This window comes from Synechococcus sp. W60.1, assembly GCF_047461575.1.
Taxonomy (GTDB): Bacteria; Cyanobacteriota; Cyanobacteriia; order Thermostichales; family Thermostichaceae; genus Thermostichus.
Window position 1 is genome coordinate 324,398 of the sequence record NZ_JANSHL010000001.1, and the last position, 24,173, is coordinate 348,570.

Genomic DNA, 24,173 nt, shown 5'->3' on the forward strand with positions numbered 1-24,173 from the left:
TCCCCCTCTCCCAGCGCAAATCATACAAAACATTGGGATCCCTCTCTCCTCAAGAGGAAAAGCAGGGATCCCAAGTTTGAGCTTGGGGAAAAGAGACTAGGCGCTGGCGTTGACGGCCATAGGCAGAGTCAACGGCTCTGGCTCCTCTTCGGGGGGCAGCATCACCACCTCAGAGTTGTCGATGATGGCCTGCAGCTCTTCCCCATCGATGGTTTCGGCCTCTACCAGGCGGCGGGCAATCCGATCCAAGAGGGCGCGGTTTTCTCGAATCAAGTAGGTAGCCCGTTGGTAGGCCTCGTTCACCAGCCGCCGCACCTCTTCGTCGATGAGGGCCGCTGTTTCCTCCGAGAAATCCCGTTCTGCGGCGATCTCCCGGCCCAGGAAAATGTTGGCGTATTGGCGGCCCAGGGCCACATTGCCCAGGCGATCGCTCATACCGAAGCGGGTCACCATGTTGCGGGCGATGCGGGCCACCTGCTGCAGGTCACTGGCTGCCCCTGTGGTGATCTCCGACTCTCCATAGACCACTTCTTCGGCCACGCGCCCACCCAAGGCAACAGTCATCATGTTCTTCAGATGGGCACGGGTGGTGAGCCCCATGTCGTCATCGCTGGGCATGAACCAAGTGAGACCACCCGCCTGGCCACGGGGGATGATCGTCACTTTTTGAATGGGATCGTAGTTGGGCAGAAGGGATCCCACCAGGGCATGGCCCGCCTCGTGGTAGGCCACCAATTCCTTGCGCCGCTCGCTCATCAGCCGATCCTTCTTCTCCGGACCGGCCAACACCCGATCCACCGCGTCGTTGATCTCGTCCATGGAGATCTCGGTGAGGTTGCGGCGGGCTGCCAGAATGGCTGCTTCGTTCAGGAGGTTGGCCAAATCGGCACCGGTAAACCCAGGAGTACGGCGGGCCAACTTCTCCAAATCCACATCCGCAGACAGAGTTTTACCGCGGGCGTGCACCTTGAGGATCTCCAGGCGGCCTTGGAAGTCGGGGCGATCCACCGTAACTTGGCGGTCGAAGCGACCGGGCCGCAGCAGCGCCGCATCCAGCACATCCGGGCGGTTGGTGGCGGCGATGACGATGATGCCGGAGTTGCCCTCAAAACCGTCCATCTCGGTGAGCAACTGGTTCAGAGTCTGCTCCCGTTCGTCGTTGCCACCCCCCAAGCCAGCTCCCCGCTGGCGACCGACCGCATCAATTTCGTCGATGAAGACGATACAGGGAGCATTTTGCTTGGCTTGCTCGAACAGGTCCCGTACGCGAGAAGCGCCGACCCCGACAAACATCTCCACAAACTCAGAGCCAGAGATGGAGAAAAAGGGCACACCCGCCTCTCCGGCTACGGCGCGGGCCAACAGGGTCTTACCGGTGCCGGGCGGGCCCACCAGCAGCACCCCGCGGGGAATCTTGGCTCCCAAAGCGGTGAAGCGCTCTGAGTTTTTCAGGAAATCCACCACCTCTGCCAGCTCCAGCTTGGCCTGATCGATGCCGGCCACATCGTTGAAGGTAATCTGGGTTTTCGGCTCCATTTGCACCCGCGCCCTGGATTTGCCGAAGTTGAGAGCTTGGCTGCCTGGGCCATTTTGAGCCCGCCGCAGCAGGAAAAAGAGCCCCAGCAAGAGCAAAACCGGCAGGAAGAAGGTGCTGAGAATGCGCCCGAGTAGCCCCTCCTCTTGGACAGGACGCACGGCCAGCTCCACCCCGTTGGCAACCAGGGTGTTCTCAAACTCAGGGGTAAGGGGGGGCAGATTCACCTGCACTTGGGTGGCGCGGTTGTTGATTTCTGCCTCGGCAATGGCAACTTGGCGACCATCCGGGGCCGTCTCCACCAAAACTTTGCTGACCTCGCCCCGTTCGACGCGGCTGATCAGGTCGGAGTAGCTGATCTCCAAACGCTCAGCCGGGCGAGTACCAAAGAAGGTGGTGGCTAAAGAGATCAAGACGATGGCCAGTAGCGCATATAACCCCGCGCTTCTCCATTTCTTGTTTTTACCTTTCTGACTCACGGAAGTGTTTCCTCCCAAAGGGTGTTTTTGAATCGAACTCGCAGATGGCGACTTGTGGGTAACAATCTGGGGTCGAGTGGGTTCTTGCAGCAACAGACTGTTAATTAATATTAACCTGACTGAGAGGGTTGCCGGGGATCCCTGCAATTCCCCTCTTCTGGCCGGGAGTTTGGGGATAGGATTGAGAGACCAAGGCTGGACCGTCAGTCAGAACAGGTGGTGTTTTTTCCATTCTCATTCCAGCTTGCCCAGGGATCCCTATGCTGACTCAACTGCGCGAACTGAGCATCGCTGCCGACGGACGGTATCTCAGGGATGAGGAGCTGCAGTTCATGGAGACCTATCTAGCCTCCTTTGACCTACGCCTGAGCGCCTATCGCAAGATTCAGGCGGCGGAGGCCCAGATCATCCGGGATGTGGAGATGAAAATGCGCGCGCTGGATCCCTACTTGCTCATGCGAGGGGTGGAAGACTTTAGCAACAAGTGGAAAGCTGACACCGTGCGGGTTCTGCGCCTTTCGGCCTTAGCCATGCTCTTGGATGATGAGCAGCGCTACAAAGATCGATTTCTCTACTGGTTCCAAACACTGATGCGAGCCTTCCGCACCCAACGCAGTTGCGAGGCCACCTATCGCTTCCTACAAGAAGTGATAGCCAATTACCTCACCCCCGAAGAAACCAAGTTGATCAGGCCGATTCTGGAAACCAACCGCACGCTGTTGGGCCTTAACTAGGCCGCCGTCCCGGCGGGCTCTTCAGAGTTGGCCGGCTCAACCACCTCTAGCTCATCAGCTTGGAGATGCGCACGGAACTTGTTGTCAAACTGCACCTGAAAGGGAAAGTTGGCGCTGATCGGGCGGCCATTCCAATCTCGAAGCACGGCCTTCAGTTCCCCTTCCATACCTTTGAGGTCAAAAGGTTGATTGCGATGTTCCGGGTGGTGATAGACAATCACGCTGGTACGCACCCGCACCCGATCTCCAACTTTCATGTCTTGCCCTCCTGAAAAGGCAGCATACTGCAGGAACCGACTGGAAACACTCTAACTCAATCTCTAAGCAAGCTTTCCGGATGTGGAGAAGTGTGTGGAAACTGAAACAGTAGTTTGCATTTTTCTCAAGTTCCCTCTCACTTTGGATGACCCGAGAACATCCCCTCAAACTCAAGCCATGAGCCCGACCCAAGGGATCCCCCTGACTGGCCACTGGATCCCTGCATTGTATACATCCTTCCAGAGAACTTTAGGATGTGGCAAGGAAAATCAAATGAGGGCTTTCAACCTCATGGGATCCCTATTGGGCAGGAGATAGAGCTCAGTTTCGGAGGAAAAGGCAGCACCTATCCAATCTCAGCTTCCGCCAGGATCTGGGAAAGAGAGAAGGCGACCTTTTGTTGCTGATACATTTACGCTGAACACTGCTGAACATCACTGTTCAACTATGCAGCGATAGCATTCTGTTTGTTTCCAACCAGAATGGCGGTATCCCGCAAAGCTTTGAGTAGAATACCCAAAGCGCAGTTTCCGTGTCGTCTTACTACCAATTTTCTGCTTTGCTTTGGCTACCATGTTGGCAGACTCGAAAGTAAACAGAAAGATCAACTGGTAGTAATCCGTACTGAACATATTATACATTATTTTCAGTATAGTTGAGCTTATTATTTTATTATTGACTAGAGTCATGCTCCACCAAGCGGTCGAATTCTCGCTCGAAGGTGACCAAGGCCCGGTTGGTTTTGCCCCCCAAGTAGAGCCCCGTCTCCGTTTGCAAAGCCCAGATTTGGCTGTAGCTGAAGTAGCTCATCACCACCCCCACCATCAACAGGCCAAATCCGAGATACACCGCAGGGATCCCCGGATCCGATTTAATTTGCAGTCCGGTAGCGCCGATCACCTCATCCAGATACAGAGTGAGGGGGTTGGGGAAGCGTTGGGGAGCGACCTCGTCGAGGGCCAAGCTCATGCCTTGGCGCAGGGATCCCATCCATTGCCCTTCAGTGTCGTAGAGGAGGGCTGTCCCCTGCAGATCCGGCAGCAGCAGCGTGAGGCCCTGGCTCATGTCCGGCTGGGTGGGCACAAAAGCGCCCCAGAGTTTGTTGCCTGCCTCGGTACGCACCGGCACCACCGGGATTTGAAAAGTGGGGCTGTTGTTGATGCGGATGCGGATGCTGTCGATGCTCCAATCGGCTTGGTAGAGGGTCACACCCCGGTAGGAGAGAGGATGGTTGACGGAAATGGTCTGACGTTTGACCTCCTGACCCTGATCCAAAATCGAGAGGTCGGAATAAAACTGCTTGACCCGGCCATCGGCAGCGTAGTCAATCCAGAAGCGATTGGCCCGAATTTGCCAGGTAGGCAAGTGAGCGCGAGCCAGATCCCCTGCTCCGGTCAAGTGTTGAATGGAAGCCACGCCGCCGCTGGGAATGAGTTCTTGGGCCTTGAAGCCGCTAATGCTGCCCCAAATCGCCCCCAGCAAGATCAGCAGCATGCTGACATGCACTAAGATGGGGCCGATCCTGCCGATTAACCCCTTGCGGGCGTAGAGGTAATGGCCCTCCTGAAACACCAGATAGCCCTGTCGACGCAACTGCTGCGGCAGCCCTTGTAAGGATTGTTGGGGCAGATAAGTCCAAAAGGGCAGGCGCTGAAAAGACTGCGGACGGGTGAGATAGCTCCAACGGCGAGCCACCTTGAGCATTGGCCACTGGCGCGTAAAGGAACAGGCGATAAGGCTGCTGCCGAACAGGATTAAAATAGCCAGAAACCAAGGGGTGCGGTAGACGTGATCCAATCCCAAGTTCAGGATCACCCGCCACGTGAGAAAGCCAAACAGGGCCGGATGCTCCGGATAGTGGGCTTGATAAAAAGCCGCTGTTTCCTCTTGCTCAATTACCGTGCCGGTGGCGCTCAAAACCGCAATCGCCAACAAAAGGCCGATGGCCAGGCGCAGATCCGCCAGCAGCGGCAGCAGCTCATGTCGAAAATACCGCCGCAGCGAGGAAGCCCAGCGGGCAAGCGGGAGAGAGTATATGACCATGAGAAGTTTGTCGGCTCAAGATTCAGATCGCCGTTTTTGCCAGGCAAGGCGCAGTTTTCAACAGGGTGCTGTAGGTGTAGCCCCATCTTAGCCTGCAGCAGCAGGGATCCCTTAGGCCCAAGCCGACAGGATCGTTACGCTGCCGAACCCCACCAACACCACCCCACTGGCATAAGTGAGCCAGCCCGACCAGCGCCGCAAGGCCAACAGTTGCTTCACCAACCCGGTAAACACCCCCGCCAGGAGCAGAGGAAAGGCCAATCCCAGCCCGTAAGCCAGCAGCAGCCCGCCTCCTACCCAGGGTTGCCCTGTGGTGGAAACCCAGGCCAGCAAAGCCACCAAAACCGGCGTACTGCAGGGAGAGGCCACCAGGCCAAAAGTTAACCCCAGCAACACTGCCCGACCCAGCCTGGGCCATTCTCCGGGAATCTCGAGGCGGTTAAACCAATCTGGAAAACGCAGGGGGATCACCTCTAACAAGTTCAGCCCCATCAAAATAGCAATTCCCCCCACCACAACAGGCCCGAAGGATCCGGTTTGTCCGTAAACGCGACCCAGCAAAGCTGCCGACAAACCCAGCAGGGTCAGGGTAAAACCCACCCCAGCCGCAAAACCCAAAGATTGAGCCCAAACTTGCCGCCGCCCTTCCCCAGCCGTTTCCTCAGAAGCGGGGGTGTAGCCGCCGATGTAGCCGATGGTCACCGGCAGCATAGACAGCGTGCAGGGGGAAAGACTGGTGAGCAAGCCCGCCAGACCCACCACCAACAGACTAACGGGAGAAAGGTGCTGCAGTTGAAACTGCACCAGCTCAGTTGCCCATTGTTCCAGTTGGTAAAGCCAAAGCTGAGCCGTGCTCAACATAAGCTCGATCTGTCCACATAAGCTCAAGGTAGCATGAAGGATCCCCGAGCCCGTTCAAGATATCTTTGCTATCCATTCCCACCGCCCAGGTTGTGGAGAATTTCGCGAGGATGGTTGACCGGGAACTGCTGCCATTCTTGTTGAGTTCGTTGCAGCACCCGGAGCAATTCGTCCCACCTTTCGCCAGCGATCAACTGCTCTATCTGTCGCAGCTGAGCTTGGTAGCTGCTCAGGGCAGTCAGCAGCGCCTGTCGGTTGTGGCGGGCCATCTCCAAACCCAACTGCGGGATCCCTCCGCCAACACGGCTGGTATCGCGGAATCCGCTGCTGGCCAAGGTGCGGGCCAATTCCAGAATCGCGGGATCCTCCTCCTGGCTAACCGCTGCGATCAAACTGGCGCTGACCATAACTGGCAAATGGCTGATCCAGGCCACCGCTCGGTCATGGCGTGCGGGATCCGTGAGGACAGCTTCTGCGCCAACAGCAGCAATCAGTTCTTTCACCGCATCGAGAGCCTGAGGTTGGGTCTCGGCGATGGGAGTGAGCACGTAGGGCCGCCCCCGAAACAAGTCGGCTTCTGCCGCTTGGATCCCTTGCAGGCTTTTGCCGGCCATGGGGTGCCCCCCCACAAACCAGGGCCACAATTCGGTTGCCGGAGCAACGATGGGCTGCTTAACCGAGCCGACATCGCTCACCACGGTTTCTACCGACAAATAAGGCAACAGGGCGGCTAGCGTGGTCAACACCTGCTCCAGAGGGGTACAGATCAGCACCATTTGCGGATCAAAGCGAGCCAACTGGGCCAACTCGGTTCCACAGCCTTGGACAGCACCCCGTTCCAGAGCCTGTTTGCAGGTGGCCGGGTTGCGGCTTATCCCCCAGACGGGATATCCCTTTTCGGTCAGTTTGAGGGCCAGGGATCCGCCAATCAACCCCAACCCGACAATGGCAATGCGCATAGTATCTCAGTAAGCCAGTGAAACTCCTTTTTGGACACCACCAACAACCGCTTCCAGGTGTAGTAGGAGGCTACTCCCGTAGCTCAGCGATACTCGCCACCGGCGGGCAAGCCTAGTTCCTTCCGAAGCTCCCGCCGCAGCAGCTAAATTCTCGGCCAGGGACTGTCCACTTGTCCATTTTTAAGTCAATATAGGGGTAACATCCGGGCTTGCTTGCCCTGCGGATTCGTGGTAACCAAACTGGCCTCCGACAGGAAAAACAAGGGCAGGCCTTGGATGTATTGGCAGGAGCTCGGCCCGCTGTGGACTGCTGTTGCGCCGAAGGGATCCCAGCCTTTCGTGCCGGCTCAGCGCAGTTCTTCTTCGCTTACTCAAGAGCAGGTGTCCCTCTTCTCAGCGATTCTCCAGAACTGTACCCATCGAGCCACTTTCACAGCGGGCTCGGCTTTTGGCCTGCGAGTTCCCGCTTTAACCCCCGTTGGGGAGCACTCTGTCGTTTAGGAGATTCTATGCCTAGTGAACCCAAAACCCGCAAGAGCCGTGAAAGCACTAACCCGCGCCCGCGCGACCGTCGTCGTGAATCGGCCAAAGGGAGCAAAGGGGCAGTCTCAGCCACCCATCTCTCCTTGCCGAAGTTAATTCAAGAGAATGCGGTGCTCCAATCTCGCAGCCAGTTGTTGTTGATGTACAGTGACTTCCAAACCGAAATGCCCAACGATGGCAAAACCGGTGTGGGCACCTGGCTACAGTCTCGACTCAAGGAGCACGGCATGCCCAGCCTGCTGCGTTTTGGCCCCCGCTCCCGCCCCCAGGTTTTCCGCCGCGATGAATTTTCCGAGTGGATTACGCTGGCTCTGGCCTCTGTTAACCCCAACAGCGATACTGCCCCCCAAGAGCACCTGAGCTAGGCCGGAAGGGGAAGTTGAGCGGTAGAAGCAGAGGTTGCTGGCCCAGGGATCCCGCCACGCCCGTTGAGGGAAGAGGGTGAACTGGGCTTTTCTGTATCCGGCAATAGCAGGTCGCGGATGAGGCGAGCTGCCGAGCGTTGCAACCAGCGGGAGGCCAATTGACGGCCCAGTTGTTGAGCTTCCGGTTTGGCAGCCACCTTGGCAACAATCGGCAGAAGCTGCAGCGGCTGAAAGCTCGGGTTGCTGCTGAGGAGTTCCCACAGACGCTGCAAATGAGCCAAGCCATCTGAGCCACCCTGGGATCCCGAGCTGGAAAAGAGCACATCCACTAGGCGCTCCCGCAGGAAAGCGCCCCGCTCAGAAAAGATAAAATCAACGGCCTTTTCCAGGGATCCCTGCAGGTCAAAATCCTCGCTGTTGACGGCGTTGCGCAGCAGGTTCTCCAGGCGGTTCCAGCGAAATTGCCCCTGGTTAAACAGCAGCTCCCGCAGAGATACGCGCAGCTCCGGGGCCGGGTCGGTGAGCAGGCGCTGAGCCACGTAGGGATAGGCCACGCTCAACACCTTAAAGTTGGGATCCAGGCCGATGGCGATCCCTTCCAGGGTGAGCAAAGAGCGGATGATCAAGGCGTAGTAGGCGGGAACTCGAAAGGGAAAGTCGTACATCACCCCCGAGAGCCGATCGGTGATGCTCTTGAAATTCAGTTCGGAGACCGATTTGCCCATCGCTTCGGCGAAGACAGCCTCCAGAGCAGGGATGATGGGAGTCAGGTCGGTATCCGGATCCAGGAACTCCAAGTCCACGTAGTCTTGGGCCAGCCCGGCGAAGTCTCGGTTTACCAAATGCACAATCGCCTTGATCAGGCCGTAGCGCTGATGGGGCGCGATGGTGCTCATCATGCCGAAATCGATATAGGCCAACCGTCCATCCGGCATCGCCAAGAGGTTGCCCGGGTGGGGATCGGCGTGGAAAAAGCCGTTTTCCAGAAGCTGCTTGAGGGAGCAATTGACGCCGATCTCGATCAGGTGTCGCCCATCCAGCCCCGCAGCAGTGATTTTGTCAACCTGAGTCAGCTTGATGCCATCAATCCACTCCATCGTCAGCACCTTGGTGCGGGTGTACTCCCAGTAAATTTTGGGAGCGTAGATGGAGGGGTGACGGTACAGCGCCAGGAACCGCTCGGCATTGCGGCCCTCCTGCGTGTAGTCCATTTCTTCGTAGAGGCGCCCGGCAAACTCATCGACGATGCCTACCAAGTCGCTGCGGATGCGGCGGAAAGTTTTTTTGGCCCACAGCGCCAAGCTGCGAACAATGTACATGTCGAGAGAGATGCGACCGATCAAATCGGGCCGCTGCACCTTGACGGCGACTTTCTCTCCGGTATGCAAGTAGGCTTGGTACACTTGCCCCAAGCTGGCGGCGGCAATCGGTTCAGGGCTGATCTCTCGAAAGATTTTGTCTATGGGTTTGCCGATCTCCGACTCGATGAGGGCAAAAGCAATGGCATTCTCGAAGGGGGGCAGCTCATCCTGCAGTTTGGCCAGCTCCTCTAGAAATAGGGGCGAAACCAGATCGGGACGGGTGGAGAGGGCTTGGCCGATTTTGATGGCCGTCGGCCCCAATTCCGTGAGGATCTCCCGCAGCCGGGCCGCGTGTTTGGGGCGATTCTTCAGTTCTACTCCCCGCCAGCGATCCCAAAACACCCAGGCCAACAAGCCCAAAAAGGGGGTGATCAACTGAAACAGGCGCCGCACCACCAGATCCCAGCGCCCTCGATATTGCTTGGCCAACTGCTCTGGGTCGTAACGCAAGCTTGGCTCAGGAACCACCCCCAGATCTGCCGGAGGGATGGAGACAGCCCCAGAACCCAAGCCATCCTGCCTCGCTGCTATTGTCACTACCGGTGTTGCGCCCATAGATGCCCCAACGGATTCCGTAACACATCTTAACTTGCTGGCTCAGCCTGGCGACCCTCGGAGACAGCCACCAGCCTGCTCGATTGGGTTTGAAAAGGCGGGACGAACCTTCGGAATAAGGATCTTCAGTCTTCTCCCTGAGGAGTTGACAGCAGCCCACCTACGGGGATCCCCACCAAAACTAGAATGGGAAAACTGCGCTCTCTGCCTCTGTGTCTGGATCTCCCCCTCTACGGCCTGCCGAGCCGAGTGTGACCGGATTTGCAGCCCTTAAGGCGCGCCACGTGCTGTTGGCCTTCTTGGTGATCAACCTGGGGGTAGGCTTGGGAGCCATCGCCTTGGCCCAGCTGTTTCATCTCCCATCTGACGATCCTCTGCTGGCCGACTTTGTCTATTGCGCTACATTTGTCCTCACCTGTATCTGGAGCTGGCGACGGGGGCAGCAAGCCCATCTGCAGATGAGACGGCTGTGGGGCAACTGGCGGGCTGCTATTCCTTGGGGATCCCTGCTGCGGGTGGTGCCGGCTTTGGTAGTGCTCTCCATCGGCACAACTTTACTGATGATCTACCTGATATCTTGGCTTGCACCAGAGCTGGCGGAGTCGATGCTGCACTCACTGGGGGAAGAGGATAGGGAAACGGCCTGGCCGCAGATGTATCAGGGGTTGCGCTGGCTCTCGATTGGGGTGGTGGCCCCCATAACGGAGGAGTGGCTGTTTCGCGGCATCTTGCTACACCGCTGGGGCCTCAAGTGGGGCCTCTCCAGAGGTCTGCTGGCTTCTTCTGGGGTATTTGGCCTGCTGCACCCCAACCCCGTCGGGTTGACGGTGTTCGGCCTGGTGATGGGCCTGTTCTACCTGCAGACCCGCTCCCTGACCTTGCCTGTCTTGGCTCATGCCTTGAACAATCTCTTGGCTTTAGCGCTGGGATCCCTAGGAGGGGGAAGGATGGAACCAGCTGATCCAGTCGGGGCTTTCCACCTCTACTTTGGCCTGTTCTGTCTGGGGATAGCTGGGTTCATTTTGGTTCCCTTCGTCCGCTTCCATTGGCCGGAGCGTGGGGCTTGCTTGCCCTATTTCCTGAACCGCTGAGTATTGACTTCCTCACACTTTCCCTCCTGTCTGACGGACTTGTGTAAACTACCCGGCTCCGACCGCTAAGCGGTACGGAGCGGGCTTTCAGTAGCCCTGAGCCTGCTCTGCCCTACCAGAGAACAAAACAGGCCCGAACCTCTAGGCTGGTTTACGGCAGCCCCCAAGAGCGCAATCACATTCGCACCATTCAAATCCGCATCCCCTTCCCATCCACAGTGCCCACACTTGAACGACTTACCACTGCGGTAGGATTGCGCAGGATCGGGATGGATGTGTAAACACTTGTGACAGGTCTGCGACGTGTAAGCAGGCGGCACAAGAATCAGAGAAACCCCTGCAGCCCTCGCCTTGTATTCCAGAAACTGCCTCAGTTGGTAGAACGCCCAACTGTTGGCCCTGCGCCGCTCGGCTTTGCTGCGCGGCTGTTGATTGACTCTTTCCCGGATCCCTGTCAGGTCTTCCAGGGCAATAGCGCTGTTTGTGGTCTTTGCCCTAGAGACAATAGCTTTGGAGATGCGATGATTGACCCACGCCTGAAAGCGCCTCTCCTTGCCAGACAGCCGTTGCAGCAGTTGACGGCATCTGCGCCGCGAACTGCGTGTGCCCTTACTGGCTTTGCGTTGGAGTGCCGCCCTCAACCGGGAGTAGTGGTCTCGGACTCTGTTCAACTGCTGTCCATTCCAGTTCTTCCCCTCTGAGGTATGAGCGATATCTATCCTTCCCAAATCCACCCCGATCACCTTGTCGGTATCTTGTTGCTTGGGTGGTTTTTTCTCTACGCAAATCTGGATGTAGTAGGAGCCATCTTTGCGCTTGACCAGGGTGGCCGATTTGGGGTTAGAGCCAGCCAGCATTCCCCTCTGGTAGTTACCAATGGCTAGCTCAAAGCGTTCTCTCCCTTCCACCGTGGTCAGCGACACCGTCCAGTCTTTCTCGCGGAATGAAAAGATACGTGCGTCGTAGGTAACGAACCTACGCTTGAACTCTTTAACCGGACGGTTGCGCTGTCTCGCCACTTTGCGAGCGCCTGCCACCCGTCTGCACACCTGTTGAGCCAAGTTACTGGACAAGCCGAACCGGGCTCGAATCTCGTAGTAGCAAAGGGATTGCAGTTTGACCGCGTTGACGATCTTCTCCGGCGTGTTCTGGTTGACCCAGTTCAAGGCTTGGCCAAAAGCCTCCATCGTCGCGTCCAATTTGGCGGCTTGCGACTGGGACGCCTTGAGCTTACAGGAGACGGTCAGGACTTGGCTCATAAGTTCATTGTACTTCATCAAAGCGCATTCCTCCCGGCACTGACCCTACGGGTACAGTGCGGGGCTCCTGCGATTTCTAGCTGACAGAAGAGCGCTGCCGTGGGATCCCCATGGGAAGTAGCGGAGGTTTGATTGATAAGGAATGCAAAGAAAACGCCAAAAACTGTCACTCGATCTCGGGAAAAAGCTGTGTGGATGGGGATATCCTGAAATAGGCAGCAACAGATTCCAGTGCAAAGTTTAGCTGTGGCTCGCTGGCCGATGGGGTAGTCGTTGGGCCGGGGGTCAGCCCAGAGGGTCAACATGGAAAGGCGGTCTTTTCTGCAAAAACTCCTCCTGGTTGCTGCCGGTCTTGGCCTATCCCCTGGCTGGTTGAGGGGCCGGGCTGAGCGATATGGGCAAGCTTTGGCGGCTGGCTCCCGCAAGCTGGCTGTTCTCATCGGTATTAACCGCTACCTTGGCGAGGGATCCGCGCTACAAGGGTGTTTGACAGATGTGGAGTTGCAGCGGGAGCTACTCCTCTATCGCTTTGGTTTTGACCCGGCAGATATTCTCACCCTTACCGATGGGGCAGCCACGCCGGCTGGGATCCAATCGGCCTTTGCAGAGCACTTGGGGGGTCAAGGTCACACGGCTGAAACGGTAGTGGTGCAGTTTAGCGGCTATGGCCAGTGGCGGCTGGGATCCGCGCCCAACTGTTGGCAGCCGGTGCTGCTGTTGTCTGGCTCTGAGGGAGTGGCAGCAATGGAGCTAGACAGCTTTTTCCGGCTTTTGGAAGGCTTGGGCACTGCCCAGATCACCACCCTTCTGGACTGTGGCTTTACCTATGTCTCGCCGTCGGTGCGAGGCAACTTGCAACTGCGTTCCCGTCCCCCAGCCGCGATCTCGGACTCCAAGGACTCCGTCCCGCTGGCGCGATCGGAGCCGCAGCGGGTTTGGCCGTCTCCGCCCAAGGGCTTGCTGATTTCGGCCACCACCCCGCAAGACTTGGCAGCAGAAGCCGCTTGGCCAGGATTCTATGCTGGGGTACTCACCTATCTGCTGACGCAGTACCTGTGGGAAACCACGCCTGCCACTCGTCTGCTGGTGGCCTTTAACCAAGTGGTTAGCCGGCGAGAGCTGGGCCTATTCGCCTGCCAACGCCCCACCTTGGAAGGCAAAGACACTGCTCGACACATCCATCCCTATTTTCTCATGCCCACACCGGCAGGGGTCAGCGGGGTAGTTCAAGAAGTGAAGGGAAATCGGGCTCAGGTGTGGTTAGGCGGGATCCCATCGGCGGCCCTGTGTGGTTTGCAGCCGGGTACTCTTTTGGTTCCCATTCCCGCCGATCCTTCCGCCTCTTCGCCGACGCCGCTGCTCATGCGTTCTCGCAGTGGGCTGTTGGCTCAGGTTCAGATGGCCAGTCCGGAAGGGCAGCTTCCTCCTGTGGGCACACCTTTGCGGGAGCAGCTGCGCGGCCTCTCCAGCACGCTCAAGCTTTTGGTTGGCCTAGAGGAGAACCTGGGCCGCATTGAAAAGGTGGATCTGACCAATGCCATTGCCGGCTACAGCTGGATGGAAACGGCCAACCCCCGCGAGCGACAGGTGGACTGTTTGTTGGGCCGCATCACCCCGGAAATGGCCGCTGCTTTTAGGACTCCGTCCCGCTGGCGCGAACGGTCGGATACCCTGCTCAAACCCCTGGAAGTGAACAGCTACAGCCTGTTCTGGCCGGGGCGAGAATTGCTCCTGAATTCCTGTGGCCCAGCAGGAGAGGCTGCAGCAATGGCCGTCCAGCGGTTAGCTCCCCGTCTTGCCCATCTGCTGGCTGCCAAACGTTTGCGCACCACTCTCAATGCTGTTTCCTCTTCCTTGGCGGTGGTGGCGGAGTTGGCTGTCAAAGGTAGAGCTGCCAATCGCGCCAGCGGGACGGAGTCCTTAGCTCCCCCGTTGGCGGCACGCCTTGTCCAGTCCGCAACTTCCGCTCCTGCTGAGGTGGGTATGCAGCGGTTTACGCGAGGGGATCCCTTGCATCTCACCCTTTGCAACAACAGCGATCAGCATCTGTTCGGCTACCTGTTGCTGATCGACCCGACCGGACAACTGCACCTGCTGGCCCCCCTGCCTCAGGACAACTTCACCACACCTCTTCGCTTGGAAGCCAAGAGCAGTTTAACTTTGCCACCCTTGCCGGAGGTCGATGGCGAGCTGCGCTCTGCTGTGAGCTCTGACTTGCTCACCTGTCATGCCCAAGGGCTGACGGAGCTGTTGTTTGTGGCCAGCACCCGCCCCCTGTCCGCCAGCTTGGAAGCCCTCAAGGCTATGGCCCGCAAACTGGGGGTAGCCCGTTCGCCGATGTTGCTCAATGGGCCGCTGGAATGGACGCAAACGCTCCTCGAGGAGTTGACTCAGCGTGCCTCCGATCGCGCCAGCGGGACGGAGTCCTTAGGGGATCCCGACTTGCGTTGGCTGGATCCCGCCCAATCCATCACCCTTTCCCTTACCTATTTGCTGGTTTAGCTCAGCAGCAGGGCAAACAGGCCGCAGAGGGCAATACCATCGAAAACCCCGGCCCCGCCAATGCTGAGAATGCCTGAGCAATTGCGCCGCAACACCTCCGGCAAGTGCAGGAGATCCGCCCCGATAAGGGTACCCAAAACCCCGCCGGCAAAGGCCACCGCTGGCGCCTGATCCCCAGCCCAGAACAAAGCGGCCAAGGCTGCTGTAGCTGGGGCAATTAGAGGATTCATCTGAATGCCGATCCCCGGCACCACGTGGGAAGCATAGTAGCTGACCAAGGTTACCAGCGCCGTTACCGCCAGGATCAGCACGCTATCGGCCCGCCCAAATTGGTATAGGGCCAAGAGCACCGGGATCAGCCCCCCGCCCACGTTTAAGGCAATCACCGTCTCCTGGGAAAGCTTGGTCAAAGGGATCCCCCAGAACTGCCGCATCCACAAGCTAGCTAGGTCTTCTACCAGCGTCACCTCGCATTTCACCCGATAGAGGGGAATATTGACCGAGCTGCCCACCAGGATGGCCAGCAGCAGTAACAGCGCTCCCTCCCGCGAGAACCCCAGCTTTCCCACCGCCAGCGCCACCACATCCACTGCCAGCCCCAGCCAGAGGAAAGGCAGCAGCAACACCAGCATGAAAAACAACAGCAGCGAGACCGGCAGGTAGAACATGGCAGGGATCCCAACTTTTCTTCAGCCTATCAGGACTCGGTTCAACTTTTCTCAGCTGCGTGCCCCCTGAGAAAGTTAGGTTTGCAACTAAACTTTATTCGTTTCAGGATCTCAAAGGCCAAAAATGAGGTTGCGAATATCCCGATCGCGTTAGCGGGACGGAGTCCTTGAAATATTGCGGCCAGCCCTCCAGTCGCCAGGAGTTTTAGCCATAACGATTTGATAGCGCGGATCTCCATAAAACCGAATTTTGATGTGATTAGATTCTTCAACAGTCTCGAAGCAAAGGTCGCGCAGATACTGTTCAGTATGAATGTTCCACTTGCGGTAGTCTCTGAAGATGTAGCCCTACAGGACAGGCCGGCAGAGGTGCTGCAGATCCTGGGCTAGGCATGGCCCGCTACTACGGGAATGGGGGGATGCCTGCTGGCGAGACTCCGCCACACCAGGGATCCCAGCCCAACAGCCACTCTGGTCGCAGGGACGCCGTTCCCCAAGGCGCGGCAAACGAGCCCCAGCAGGACAGACCACAGCAAAACAACCAATACCCACAAGACTAGACCCAACAGCGGGCCCGCCAAGCCTGCTTCCAGATTGGTCAAAAACTGAAGGCCACCATCACCAACATCAAGGGCAACGAAGTTACTTTCCAGATTTCGGGCCCCGACATCAAGCTCACCCCAAGGGAACCCAAACAGGCGGGCTCCCTCTCGGTGGAGCAAGAGGTAGAGGTGAAGGTTCTGGGCCTTAGAGAAGATAAAGGACTCCGTCCCGCTGGCGCGATGGGACTCCGTCCCGCTGGCGCGATCAGAGAAGATAGCAGAATCGGCAAAGTCCAGCTGCTCTGGGCGCAAAGCAAGACAGAGCTCTCGAAAAATTTGAGTTAACCGCCTATCATGCAGACCATCATCATGACTGTGGGCACCTCCTTGCTCACCAACCTTGACAAAGACCTGCAGCCGCAGCGCCCCTGGGTGGGACAAAAAACCATCGGGGATCCGGAGCAAGCGCTGGCCTGGATGAAAAGAACCGATCTGGAGCTGATCAGCGCCGATCGCGCCAGCGGGACGGAGTCCTTAACCAACACCTACTACCGCCTGGATCCCACCCCCGGCGATGCTTTGGTTCTGCTGCACTCCGCAACCCCCCATGGGCTGGAGTGTGCCCGGATTTTGAAGCTCTTCTTTGAAAGAGAACTGGGCCAACAACAGGTTTCTCTGGTGCCCCTTCCCGGCATCGACTACGAGCTAGAGGGATCCTCTCTGGAGCGGATGGCCGAGCTGTTGAAACAGTTGGCAGAGAGCGCCAAGGGGATCGTCACCTTTGCCGCCACCGGTGGGTTCAAAGCCCAAGCCATGATCATGGCTGTGGTGGGCAGCCAATTGGGGATCCCAGTTTGCTACATCCATGAGCAATACAAGTCTTTGGTCTACCTGCCCTACCTACAGCCGGAAGTTCAGCCCCGGATCCCTCGGGCAGGTCTTCCCGATTCAGGCCGACCTCGCTCCGAAGTCATCCAGCTGCAGGTTGACAGCAGCCACCACCGTCCTCGCAGCTGGGTCAAGGTGGAAAAACTCCTGCGAGACATTCCCTGGGTGGATCTGGTCCGCTACGACCCGCACGCTTACTCTGCCCCCAAAAACAGCGTCAAAGCTGCAAACCGCAAAACAGAGGACGGCCGCCACATCTTGTGGATCCATCTCCACCAGAGCCAGGACACCCACCTTGCTGTCAGGGTAGAGACCACCGGTTACACCCCTGAGCACCTGGAGCAGGCCGCCGCTGAGTTGCGGGAGCGCTTGGGTCGTCTGGTGTGAGTTCCCCCCAGGGAAGGAACAGGCCAAGATCCACCCCCGGCCTTTCGCGAGGTGAGCGCGGGGCATTTTGTGGCTTGTCACCTGGTGCCCTAGGTAGCCCTCAAGGGATCCCGGCCACGCCGGTTTGGCGGGCAGCCTGGATTACCGCAGCGGCCACCTGAGGAACCACCCGCCCGTCGAAGACCGAGGGGATGATCCACTGGGGATCCAACTCTTCGGCAGGGATCAAGGCAGCAATGGCTTGAGCGGCAGCCAGGCACATCTCGGTGTTGATCTGCTTGGCGCGGCAGTCGAGGGCGCCGCGAAACACGCCCGGAAAGGCCAGCACGTTGTTGATTTGGTTGGGGTAGTCGCTGCGGCCCGTGGCCATCACTGCCACCCGATTGCCCACCAGCTCCGGCTGGATCTCGGGCACCGGGTTGGCCAGGGCAAAGACGATGGGATCCGGTGCCATTTTTTCTACCATCTCCACTGTCAGGGCATTGGCCACGCTCACCCCAATAAACACATCCGCTCCCACCAAGGCTTCCGCCAGGGATCCCTTCTCCTCGACGGCAATGGCCGCCTTCTCGGGGGTGAGATCGGAACGGGAGCGGCTGAGGATCCCTTGGCGGTCGCAGACCAGGATGTGGGCTGCCCCGGCCCGCCGCAGCAGTTGCGTCACGGCAATGCCGGCTGCCCCGGCCCCGTTGAGGACAATGCGCACCTCGTCTAGGCTCTTTTTCACCACTTTCAGGGCATTCAGCAGCGCCGCCAGCACCACAATGGCGGTGCCGTGCTGATCGTCGTGAAACACCGGCAGGTTGAGGCGGGCCTTGAGCTGAGACTCAATGGCAAAGCAGCGAGGGGCGCTGATGTCTTCCAGGTTAAAGCCGCCAAATCCCGGCGCCAGGCGCACCACCGTCTCTACAATTTCCCCCACCTCCTGAGTGGCCAGGCACAGAGGAAAGGCATCGATATCGGCAAAGCGCTTGAACAGCGCCGCCTTCCCCTCCATCACCGGCAAAGCTGCCTCCGGGCCGACATTCCCCAAGCCCAGCACCGCACTGCCATCGGTTACAATGCCTACACTGTTGCCCTTGATGGTGTACTCATAGACCGCGGCGGGGTTGGCAGCAATTTCTAGGGAAACCCGCCCCACCCCCGGCGTGTAGGCCATGGCCAGATCGGCGGCGCTCTCCAGGGGGCTTTTGGCCACCACTTGCAGTTTTCCCCCTCGATGCAGCTCAAAGGTGCGATCTACCACCCGCTCCACTTTCACATTGGCCAAGGAGGCAACGGCGGCGTAAATTTGCTGAGCATGCTCGCTGCTGACGGCATCTACACAGATTTCTCGCACCGTTTCTGCTGCCGATTGGTGGATGAGATCGATCTGGCTGAGACTGCCTCCCACTTCCGCAATGGCCTGGGTGACGCGGGCTAGGGCTCCCGGCTGGTTGAGCAGGCGAATGCGCAGGGCAATGCTATAGCTAGAGCTGGGGGTAAGTTTTGTCATAGCTCCCTATGGTAGACGAAAAATCCAATTCCGACTTGTACACCTTGGCCGATTGGCTGGAGGGTTACTACAGCAACCGCGCCCAGGCGATGGCAGAGCCGGTGTGGTTTGTGCCGGTCAGCCTTTGGTACGTGCGCCTTCCCCACCTGTTCTCGGAGGGGATCGGCTTTTTTACCGAGCAATTTAACCAGCACACGCCGGGCCAGTTTTATCGCAGCCGGGTGCTCCAGGTATTGGGGGATCCCTTGCGGATCGAGAACTACAAATTGCGGGATCAAGCAGCTTGGGCAGGTGCCTCTCAGGATCCGCAGCGCTTGGCGCAGCTCTCCTTGGCCGACCTGGAGCATTTGCCCGGTTGTCGCATTTTGGTGGAAAAGCGCCCAGACTGCTACCACGGCGAAATGCTGCCAGGTGGAGAATGTCGTCTGAACCCCGGGGATAGCACCTATATCCACATCGAGTTCAACCTCACCCCCAGCGAATTCATCACCTGGGATCGGGGCTTTGACGCCGCCACTGGCCAACAAACCTGGGGATCCCGCGCCGGACCCTACCGTTACCAAAAAGGGATCCCACCGGCTCCTCTTCAGGTCTGAACCTTCAAAACAGGAAGGGAAACAGATCTCGAAACCCTTTGCGCAGCCTGAGCAAAAAGATCAGCCGCTCCACCTCTGGAGAGACAGATCCGGTTTCGGGCCGAGCTGCCAAGGCTTCCTGGAGTTCTAGAGCTTCGTCGGCGGTGAGGGGCTGATTATCGACCGGAGAGCGAGCCCGCAAATCTGGCTGCGCCCGCAGCACCTCCTCAGGGATCTCAGAAGCGGGGGGCAGAGCCAAAGCCTGATCTGGGGGATACAGCAGGAACACCAGCAGACTGGCCCATCCACCGCTCCTTCTGGCCCAATGCTGTCGGTTCACCTGGTCGGATCTCCCGGCTAACTCCACCCTAATCCTAGCCACCCCAAAGACCTCAGCCCGTCTCTCGGCACCGCAGAACCGGCACGGTGAGATCATGAAAGGATCCCAGGTGTATTCCTCGCGGGTTCAATTCTTCAACATCCGACTCAGGAGCTTGCCCAGGCTATTTTTTGGATCCAGCCATCCTAGCTGGCGATTGCTTCTGAGCGCTCCTGGATCACCCGGTCTACTATGCCGTAAGCCTGAGCTTCCGTGGCCGAGAGGTAAAAGTCTCGCTCCACATCCCGCTCGATTTTCTCCAGCGGCTGGCCGGTGGTTTGTGCCAAGATCTCGTTCATGCGCCGTTTGACCCGCAGCGTTTCGCGGGCGCGAATTTCAATGTCGCTGGCTTGGCCTTGGATCGTGCCCAGCGAAGGCTGGTGCAGCATGATACGGGAGTGGGGCAGGGCAAACCGTTTTCCCTTAGTGCCGGCAGCCAGCAAAAAGGCTCCCATCGAAGCCGCTTGGCCCACGCAAACCGTAACGATATCTGGCTTGATGTGGTTCATGGTGTCGTAGATGGCCATGCCCGCCGTCACAGAGCCACCGGGAGAATTGATGTACATCACAATGTCCTTTTGCGGATCCTGCGAGTTGAGGTAGAGCATCACCCCCACGATGGTATTGGCCAAGCTATCGTCAATGGGCTCGCCGATAAACAAAATCCGCTCTTGGTACAGGCGATCGTCAAGGCTAATCCACTGGCTATAGGGCTCGCCGGGCAAACGGTAGGGAACCCGAGGCACTCCAATCGGCATAAGTTTCTCCTGGCAAAGTATGAAACACAGAACGACGCGCTTGTAAGATATCTTCCGCGCTCAAATCCAGCTGGGGCAAAACCGAGGAAACAATGCGTCCAGATCCAGTTTTGACCTCGCCTTCGTATTCTCCGCCAACCCAGCGCACCGCGGAAACGGACTGCTTGGCTGGATCCACTGGGATCCCACGGGCAGCATAATCTTTGCGCTTGTCTTGATCATCGCGTTTTTCATGGTCCACTCCGGGGGAAACGACTTCCACCACCAACAGCGGCAGGAGCATGTGCAGGCAAGGATTCCGCAACCGTTTCCCAGCAAGCTCACATAGCGGGATGTAAAGCCATCACCTCTGGATTGCGCAACCGAGCCTTGGCTGCGGGCACTTCGACCTCAACTTGGCCCAAGCTCAGGCGTTGGATGGGCAAAAACTTGGGCAATTCCGCAACCAGAAACAGCTCAATGAGGGTGTTCATACGCTCCTCGGCTTCCCGAATGGACCCGTCTTCAGGTTCAACCCGTCCTTCATAAAGCCCGTCCGTGAGGCGTAGGTACTCCCCCACCGTCAAAGGCTGTACGGGAACTTGAACCATCGACGGATCCCTCTGCTTCAGTTTTTGGCTGCTGCCAACCTCGGCAAGACTTTGGAACTGGTCAGCACCTGATCGATGAGGCCGTAGGCTTTGGCTTCCTCTGGTGTCATGAAAAATAGCCGCTCCGTGTCCTTCTTGATGCGCTCCATAGGCTGGCCCGTGCTGCGGGACAGTTGCTCCAGCATCATGTTGCGCAAAGTCAGAATCTCGCGGGTGCGAATTTCAATGTCGCTGGCCTGTCCGCGGGTGCCACCGTAGGGTTGATGGAGCACGATGGTGGCATTGGGCAAACTGGCCCGAAATCCCTTGGCCCCTGCAGCCAACAACATGGCCGCCATCCCAATCGCATTGCCGATGCAGATAGTATGCACAGGCGGCTTGATGTAGTTCATGGTGTCCAGAATGGCAAAGGCCGCTGTGTCGTAGTTATAGGTGCCCGTCGAGTTGATGTACATCTTGATCGGCTTTTCCCGATCCTCGTACTGCAGATACAGCAGTTGCTCGATGATCAGCTTGGTGACGTTGGCATTCGACTCCTCTGCAAGGGGCAAGCCCAGGTAGACAATGCGCTCCTGCAGCAGCAGCGAAGCCAAATCTGGGGGTGGGGTACGAACCGGAGCGCCGCCATAGTAGTAGTAGGTCGATTGCACCATGCCAGAGATCTCCTACGCCTGGGTCTGTTCAACTGAAAAACACCAGAAAAACAACACTTGAGGACCACAAGGGATCCGCAGCATCCCAACGGATCCCTTGCAGTCTGAGGACCTCTCAAAGCCAGCTTTACTCCGCCCCTTGAGGCAAGAGAACCCGCTCCGGCTCCGTGACCAGCACCTTGGGCTTGCGCTCCTCATCCACATCGATGAGCACCTCCGATCCCTCCCGGACATGCCCAGTCAGGATCTCTTCCGCCAGGATGTCTTCCAGCAGGCGTTGGATGGCGCGGCGCAGCGGGCGTGCCCCGTAGCTGGGGTTATACCCCTCCTCCACCACCAAGTCTTTGAAGCGGTCGCTGACCGTAAGGCGGATTTTCTTCTCCGTCATGCGGTCAAACACTTCCTTGAGCAGGATGTCGGCAATCTGCTTCACCTCATCCTTGGTCAGTTGCCGGAAGACGATGATCTCGTCCACGCGGTTGAGGAACTCCGGACGGAAGTACTGCTTCAGCTCCTCGTTCACCAGGTTGCGGATGCGGTTGTAGTTGGCATCCTCGTCGTTGGTGTTGAACTCGAAGCCGAGGCTGCCGCCGCCCTTCTCGATGACCTTCGAGCCGATGTTAGAGGTCATCACGATCAGGGTGTTCTTGAAGTCCACCGTGCGGCCTTTGGCATCGGTCAGGCGGCCATCCTCCAGGATTTGCAGCAATAGGTTAAACACATCCGGGTGCGCCTTCTCGATCTCATCGAAAAGCACCACCGTGTAGGGGCGGCGCCGCACCGCTTCTGTGAGCTGACCCCCCTCGTTGTAGCCCACATAGCCCGGCGGGGATCCGATCAGCTTGCTGACCGTGTGCCGCTCCATGTATTCCGACATGTCGAGGCGGATCATGGCCGACTCGGAGCCGAAGAAGTAGGCTGCCAAAGCCTTGGTCAGCTCGGTTTTGCCCACCCCTGTTGGGCCGGAGAAGATGAAGCTGGCGATGGGGCGGTTGGGATTTTTCAGCCCCACCCGAGCGCGGCGGATGGCCCGGGAGATAGCCCGCACCGCTTCGTCTTGGCCGATGATGCGCTGGTGCAGGGTTTCTTCCATGTTCAGCAGCTTCACTGACTCGCTCTCGGTCAGCTTGGCCACCGGCACCCCCGTCCAGGCGCTGACCACTTGGGCCACGTCCTCTTCGGTTACTTCGGGCATCTCGCTGCGGCTGCTTTCTTCCGCCTTCTTAGCAGCGGCAATGGCGCGGATCTGCTGCTTGATCTCCATCTCCCGATCCCGCAGCTCACCAGCCTTGTCGAAGTTCTGGGCCCGCACCGCAGCGTCTTTCTCCTTGAGCACTCGCCGCAGCTCTTGATCCAGCTCCCGCGCCGCCGGGGGCAGTTGAGAGTTGATCAGGCGCACCCGCGAAGCAGCCTCGTCGATCAAATCGATGGCCTTATCCGGCAGGAAGCGGTCGGAGATGTACTGGTCGGCCAGCTTGGCGGCTGCATCCAAGGCGGCATCGGAGATCTTCAGCTTGTGGTGCTGCTCGTAGCGCTCCCGCAGGCCAAACAGGATCTCGATCGTCTCGGAGACTGTCGGCTCGCCTACCATAATGGGCTGGAAGCGACGCTCCAGGGCGGCATCCCGTTCGATGTGCTTGCGGTACTCATCCAGGGTGGTGGCGCCGATGCACTGCAGCTCGCCGCGGGCCAAAGCAGGCTTGAGGATGTTGGCGGCATCAATCGCCCCTTCCGCAGCCCCGGCCCCGATCAGGGTATGTACCTCGTCGATGACCAGGATGATGTTGCCGGCATTGCGGATCTCATCCATGATTTTCTTGAGGCGCTCTTCAAACTCGCCGCGGTACTTGGTGCCGGCCACCAGCAAACCAATATCCAGGCTGATCACCCGCTTGTCGGCCAAAATATCGGGCACATCCCCCTGCACAATGCGCTGGGCCAAACCCTCGGCGATGGCGGTTTTGCCTACCCCCGGCTCGCCAATGAGGACGGGGTTGTTCTTGGTGCGGCGGCCCAGGATCTGGATCACCCGCTCGATCTCCCGCGTCCGACCGACCACCGGATCCAGCTTGCCCTCCTGGGCCAGTTGGGTGAGGTTGGAGCCGAATTCGTCCAGGGTGGGCGTTTTGGTGCGGCTGGAGGATCCCCCCCCTGCCGTCACTTCGGCGGTCTCGCCCAACATGCGGATCACCTGGGTGCGCACCTTGGACAGATCCACCCCCAGGTTTTCCAAGACGCGGGCCGCTACTCCCTCCCCTTCTCGGATCAGACCCAGGAGCAGGTGCTCAGTGCCAATGTAGTTGTGGCCGAGCTGGCGGGCCTCTTCTAGGGAGAGTTCCAGCACTCGCTTGGCGCGGGGAGTGAAAGGGATCTCGACGGCCACAAAACCGGATCCCCGACCGATGATTTTCTCGACCTCAATACGGGCGTCCTTCAAGTTCACTCCCATGGACTTGAGAACTTTGGCGGCGACCCCAGTGCCCTCGCCGATTAACCCCAACAAAATTTGCTCGGTGCCAACGAAATTGTGACCTAACCGTCTGGCTTCTTCTTGGGCCAGCATGATCACCTTGATGGCTTTTTCTGTAAAGCGTTCAAACATGATCCTCGGGCTCCCTACGCCTGCATCAAGGCGGACTTGATAGGGGTAATCCTAGCACAAGTTCAGGCGAAACCAAGGGACGGTAAATACCC

21 protein-coding genes and 1 pseudogene are annotated in these 24,173 nt (G+C 58.4%); 6 read left to right on the top strand and 16 right to left on the bottom strand.

From position 1 onward, the window contains the following. Nucleotides 1–96: 96 nt before the first annotated feature. Nucleotides 97–2,013: an ATP-dependent zinc metalloprotease FtsH gene (ftsH, locus tag NW805_RS01490; RefSeq protein ID WP_414421416.1), complete on the bottom strand. Its 1,917-nt coding sequence runs from the start codon at nucleotides 2,011–2,013 to the stop codon at nucleotides 97–99. A gap of 260 nt (nucleotides 2,014–2,273) precedes the next feature. On the opposite strand from ftsH, the gene NW805_RS01495 reads away from it, so the two are divergent. Next, entirely contained in the window at nucleotides 2,274–2,747 is a 474-nt protein-coding gene (locus NW805_RS01495) for a hypothetical protein (protein ID WP_011432275.1), read from the top strand. Here the strand turns inward: NW805_RS01495 and NW805_RS01500 are convergent. The 5 genes and pseudogenes from NW805_RS01500 to NW805_RS01520 all read right to left on the bottom strand — a co-directional run bounded on the left by NW805_RS01500 (nucleotide 2,744) and on the right by NW805_RS01520 (nucleotide 6,868). Then, complete coding sequence (locus tag NW805_RS01500; RefSeq protein ID WP_414332109.1) at nucleotides 2,744–3,004, bottom strand: ferredoxin-thioredoxin reductase variable chain; 261 nt, start codon at nucleotides 3,002–3,004, stop codon at nucleotides 2,744–2,746. The genes NW805_RS01495 and NW805_RS01500 overlap by 4 nt on opposite strands. A gap of 446 nt (nucleotides 3,005–3,450) precedes the next feature. Next, nucleotides 3,451–3,634, bottom strand: a pseudogene (locus NW805_RS01505) (hypothetical protein); the annotation flags it as partial. A gap of 43 nt (nucleotides 3,635–3,677) precedes the next feature. Beyond that, a complete protein-coding gene (locus NW805_RS01510) occupies nucleotides 3,678–5,048 on the bottom strand; it encodes a cytochrome c biogenesis protein (protein ID WP_414421417.1) in 1,371 nt (456 codons plus the stop codon). 111 nt (nucleotides 5,049–5,159) lie between these two features. Next, complete coding sequence (locus NW805_RS01515; RefSeq protein WP_414421418.1) at nucleotides 5,160–5,909, bottom strand: cytochrome c biogenesis protein CcdA; 750 nt, start codon at nucleotides 5,907–5,909, stop codon at nucleotides 5,160–5,162. A gap of 68 nt (nucleotides 5,910–5,977) precedes the next feature. Then, nucleotides 5,978–6,868, bottom strand: coding sequence for a prephenate/arogenate dehydrogenase (locus tag NW805_RS01520; RefSeq protein ID WP_414421419.1), 891 nt, complete (start codon nucleotides 6,866–6,868; stop codon nucleotides 5,978–5,980). 509 nt (nucleotides 6,869–7,377) lie between these two features. Between NW805_RS01520 and NW805_RS01525 the strand changes: the two genes are divergently transcribed. Continuing rightward, nucleotides 7,378–7,776 (top strand): hypothetical protein, encoded by a 399-nt coding sequence (locus tag NW805_RS01525; RefSeq protein ID WP_414330450.1) that lies wholly within the window; start codon nucleotides 7,378–7,380, stop codon nucleotides 7,774–7,776. Here the strand turns inward: NW805_RS01525 and NW805_RS01530 are convergent. Further along, on the bottom strand, nucleotides 7,773–9,692 hold the full coding sequence (locus tag NW805_RS01530; RefSeq protein ID WP_414421420.1) for an ABC1 kinase family protein: 1,920 nt from the start codon (nucleotides 9,690–9,692) through the stop codon (nucleotides 7,773–7,775). The genes NW805_RS01525 and NW805_RS01530 overlap by 4 nt on opposite strands. Before the next feature lie 251 nt (nucleotides 9,693–9,943). Between NW805_RS01530 and NW805_RS01535 the strand changes: the two genes are divergently transcribed. Continuing rightward, nucleotides 9,944–10,783 (top strand): lysostaphin resistance A-like protein, encoded by an 840-nt coding sequence (locus tag NW805_RS01535; RefSeq protein ID WP_414332120.1) that lies wholly within the window; start codon nucleotides 9,944–9,946, stop codon nucleotides 10,781–10,783. 65 nt (nucleotides 10,784–10,848) lie between these two features. On the opposite strand, the gene NW805_RS01540 is transcribed toward NW805_RS01535, so the two are convergent. Further along, nucleotides 10,849–12,042, bottom strand: a complete 1,194-nt coding sequence (locus tag NW805_RS01540; protein WP_414421490.1) for an RNA-guided endonuclease InsQ/TnpB family protein — start codon at nucleotides 12,040–12,042, stop codon at nucleotides 10,849–10,851. A 303-nt stretch (nucleotides 12,043–12,345) separates the two neighbouring features. On the opposite strand from NW805_RS01540, the gene NW805_RS01545 reads away from it, so the two are divergent. Further along, a complete protein-coding gene (locus tag NW805_RS01545; RefSeq protein ID WP_414421421.1) occupies nucleotides 12,346–14,544 on the top strand; it encodes a caspase family protein in 2,199 nt (732 codons plus the stop codon). On the opposite strand, the gene NW805_RS01550 is transcribed toward NW805_RS01545, so the two are convergent. Continuing rightward, nucleotides 14,541–15,212: a DUF1614 domain-containing protein gene (locus NW805_RS01550; protein WP_414332122.1), complete on the bottom strand. Its 672-nt coding sequence runs from the start codon at nucleotides 15,210–15,212 to the stop codon at nucleotides 14,541–14,543. The genes NW805_RS01545 and NW805_RS01550 overlap by 4 nt on opposite strands. Before the next feature lie 896 nt (nucleotides 15,213–16,108). Here NW805_RS01550 and NW805_RS01555 point away from each other — a divergent pair. Beyond that, complete coding sequence (locus NW805_RS01555) at nucleotides 16,109–17,029, top strand: putative CRISPR-associated protein (protein ID WP_414421422.1); 921 nt, start codon at nucleotides 16,109–16,111, stop codon at nucleotides 17,027–17,029. A gap of 100 nt (nucleotides 17,030–17,129) precedes the next feature. On the opposite strand, the gene NW805_RS01560 is transcribed toward NW805_RS01555, so the two are convergent. Next, nucleotides 17,130–18,524, bottom strand: coding sequence for a malic enzyme-like NAD(P)-binding protein (locus NW805_RS01560; protein WP_414344157.1), 1,395 nt, complete (start codon nucleotides 18,522–18,524; stop codon nucleotides 17,130–17,132). An 8-nt stretch (nucleotides 18,525–18,532) separates the two neighbouring features. Between NW805_RS01560 and NW805_RS01565 the strand changes: the two genes are divergently transcribed. Then, nucleotides 18,533–19,120 carry a chromophore lyase CpcT/CpeT gene (locus tag NW805_RS01565; RefSeq protein ID WP_414421423.1) on the top strand — a complete coding sequence of 196 codons (588 nt, stop codon included), beginning with the start codon at nucleotides 18,533–18,535 and terminating at the stop codon, nucleotides 19,118–19,120. A 4-nt stretch (nucleotides 19,121–19,124) separates the two neighbouring features. Here the strand turns inward: NW805_RS01565 and NW805_RS01570 are convergent, their stop codons facing one another. The 6 genes from NW805_RS01570 to NW805_RS01595 all read right to left on the bottom strand — a co-directional run bounded on the left by NW805_RS01570 (nucleotide 19,125) and on the right by NW805_RS01595 (nucleotide 24,081). Then, nucleotides 19,125–19,466 carry a hypothetical protein gene (locus NW805_RS01570; protein WP_414344154.1) on the bottom strand — a complete coding sequence of 114 codons (342 nt, stop codon included), beginning with the start codon at nucleotides 19,464–19,466 and terminating at the stop codon, nucleotides 19,125–19,127. Between the two features lie 158 nt (nucleotides 19,467–19,624). After that, on the bottom strand, nucleotides 19,625–20,236 hold the full coding sequence (locus tag NW805_RS01575; RefSeq protein ID WP_414381170.1) for an ATP-dependent Clp protease proteolytic subunit: 612 nt from the start codon (nucleotides 20,234–20,236) through the stop codon (nucleotides 19,625–19,627). Then, nucleotides 20,184–20,540, bottom strand: coding sequence for a Uma2 family endonuclease (locus NW805_RS01580; RefSeq protein ID WP_414421424.1), 357 nt, complete (start codon nucleotides 20,538–20,540; stop codon nucleotides 20,184–20,186). Before NW805_RS01580 ends, NW805_RS01575 begins: the two co-directional genes overlap by 53 nt. Before the next feature lie 16 nt (nucleotides 20,541–20,556). Then, the gene (locus NW805_RS01585; RefSeq protein ID WP_414349572.1) at nucleotides 20,557–20,826 is read right to left on the bottom strand and encodes a hypothetical protein; all 270 of its coding nucleotides are present in this window, start codon (nucleotides 20,824–20,826) and stop codon (nucleotides 20,557–20,559) included. Nucleotides 20,827–20,843: 17 nt separating this feature from the next. Next, on the bottom strand, nucleotides 20,844–21,479 hold the full coding sequence (locus tag NW805_RS01590; protein ID WP_414381174.1) for an ATP-dependent Clp protease proteolytic subunit: 636 nt from the start codon (nucleotides 21,477–21,479) through the stop codon (nucleotides 20,844–20,846). Nucleotides 21,480–21,606: 127 nt separating this feature from the next. Next, nucleotides 21,607–24,081, bottom strand: coding sequence for an ATP-dependent Clp protease ATP-binding subunit (locus tag NW805_RS01595; protein ID WP_011432255.1), 2,475 nt, complete (start codon nucleotides 24,079–24,081; stop codon nucleotides 21,607–21,609). Between the last annotated feature and the right edge of the window lie 92 nt (nucleotides 24,082–24,173).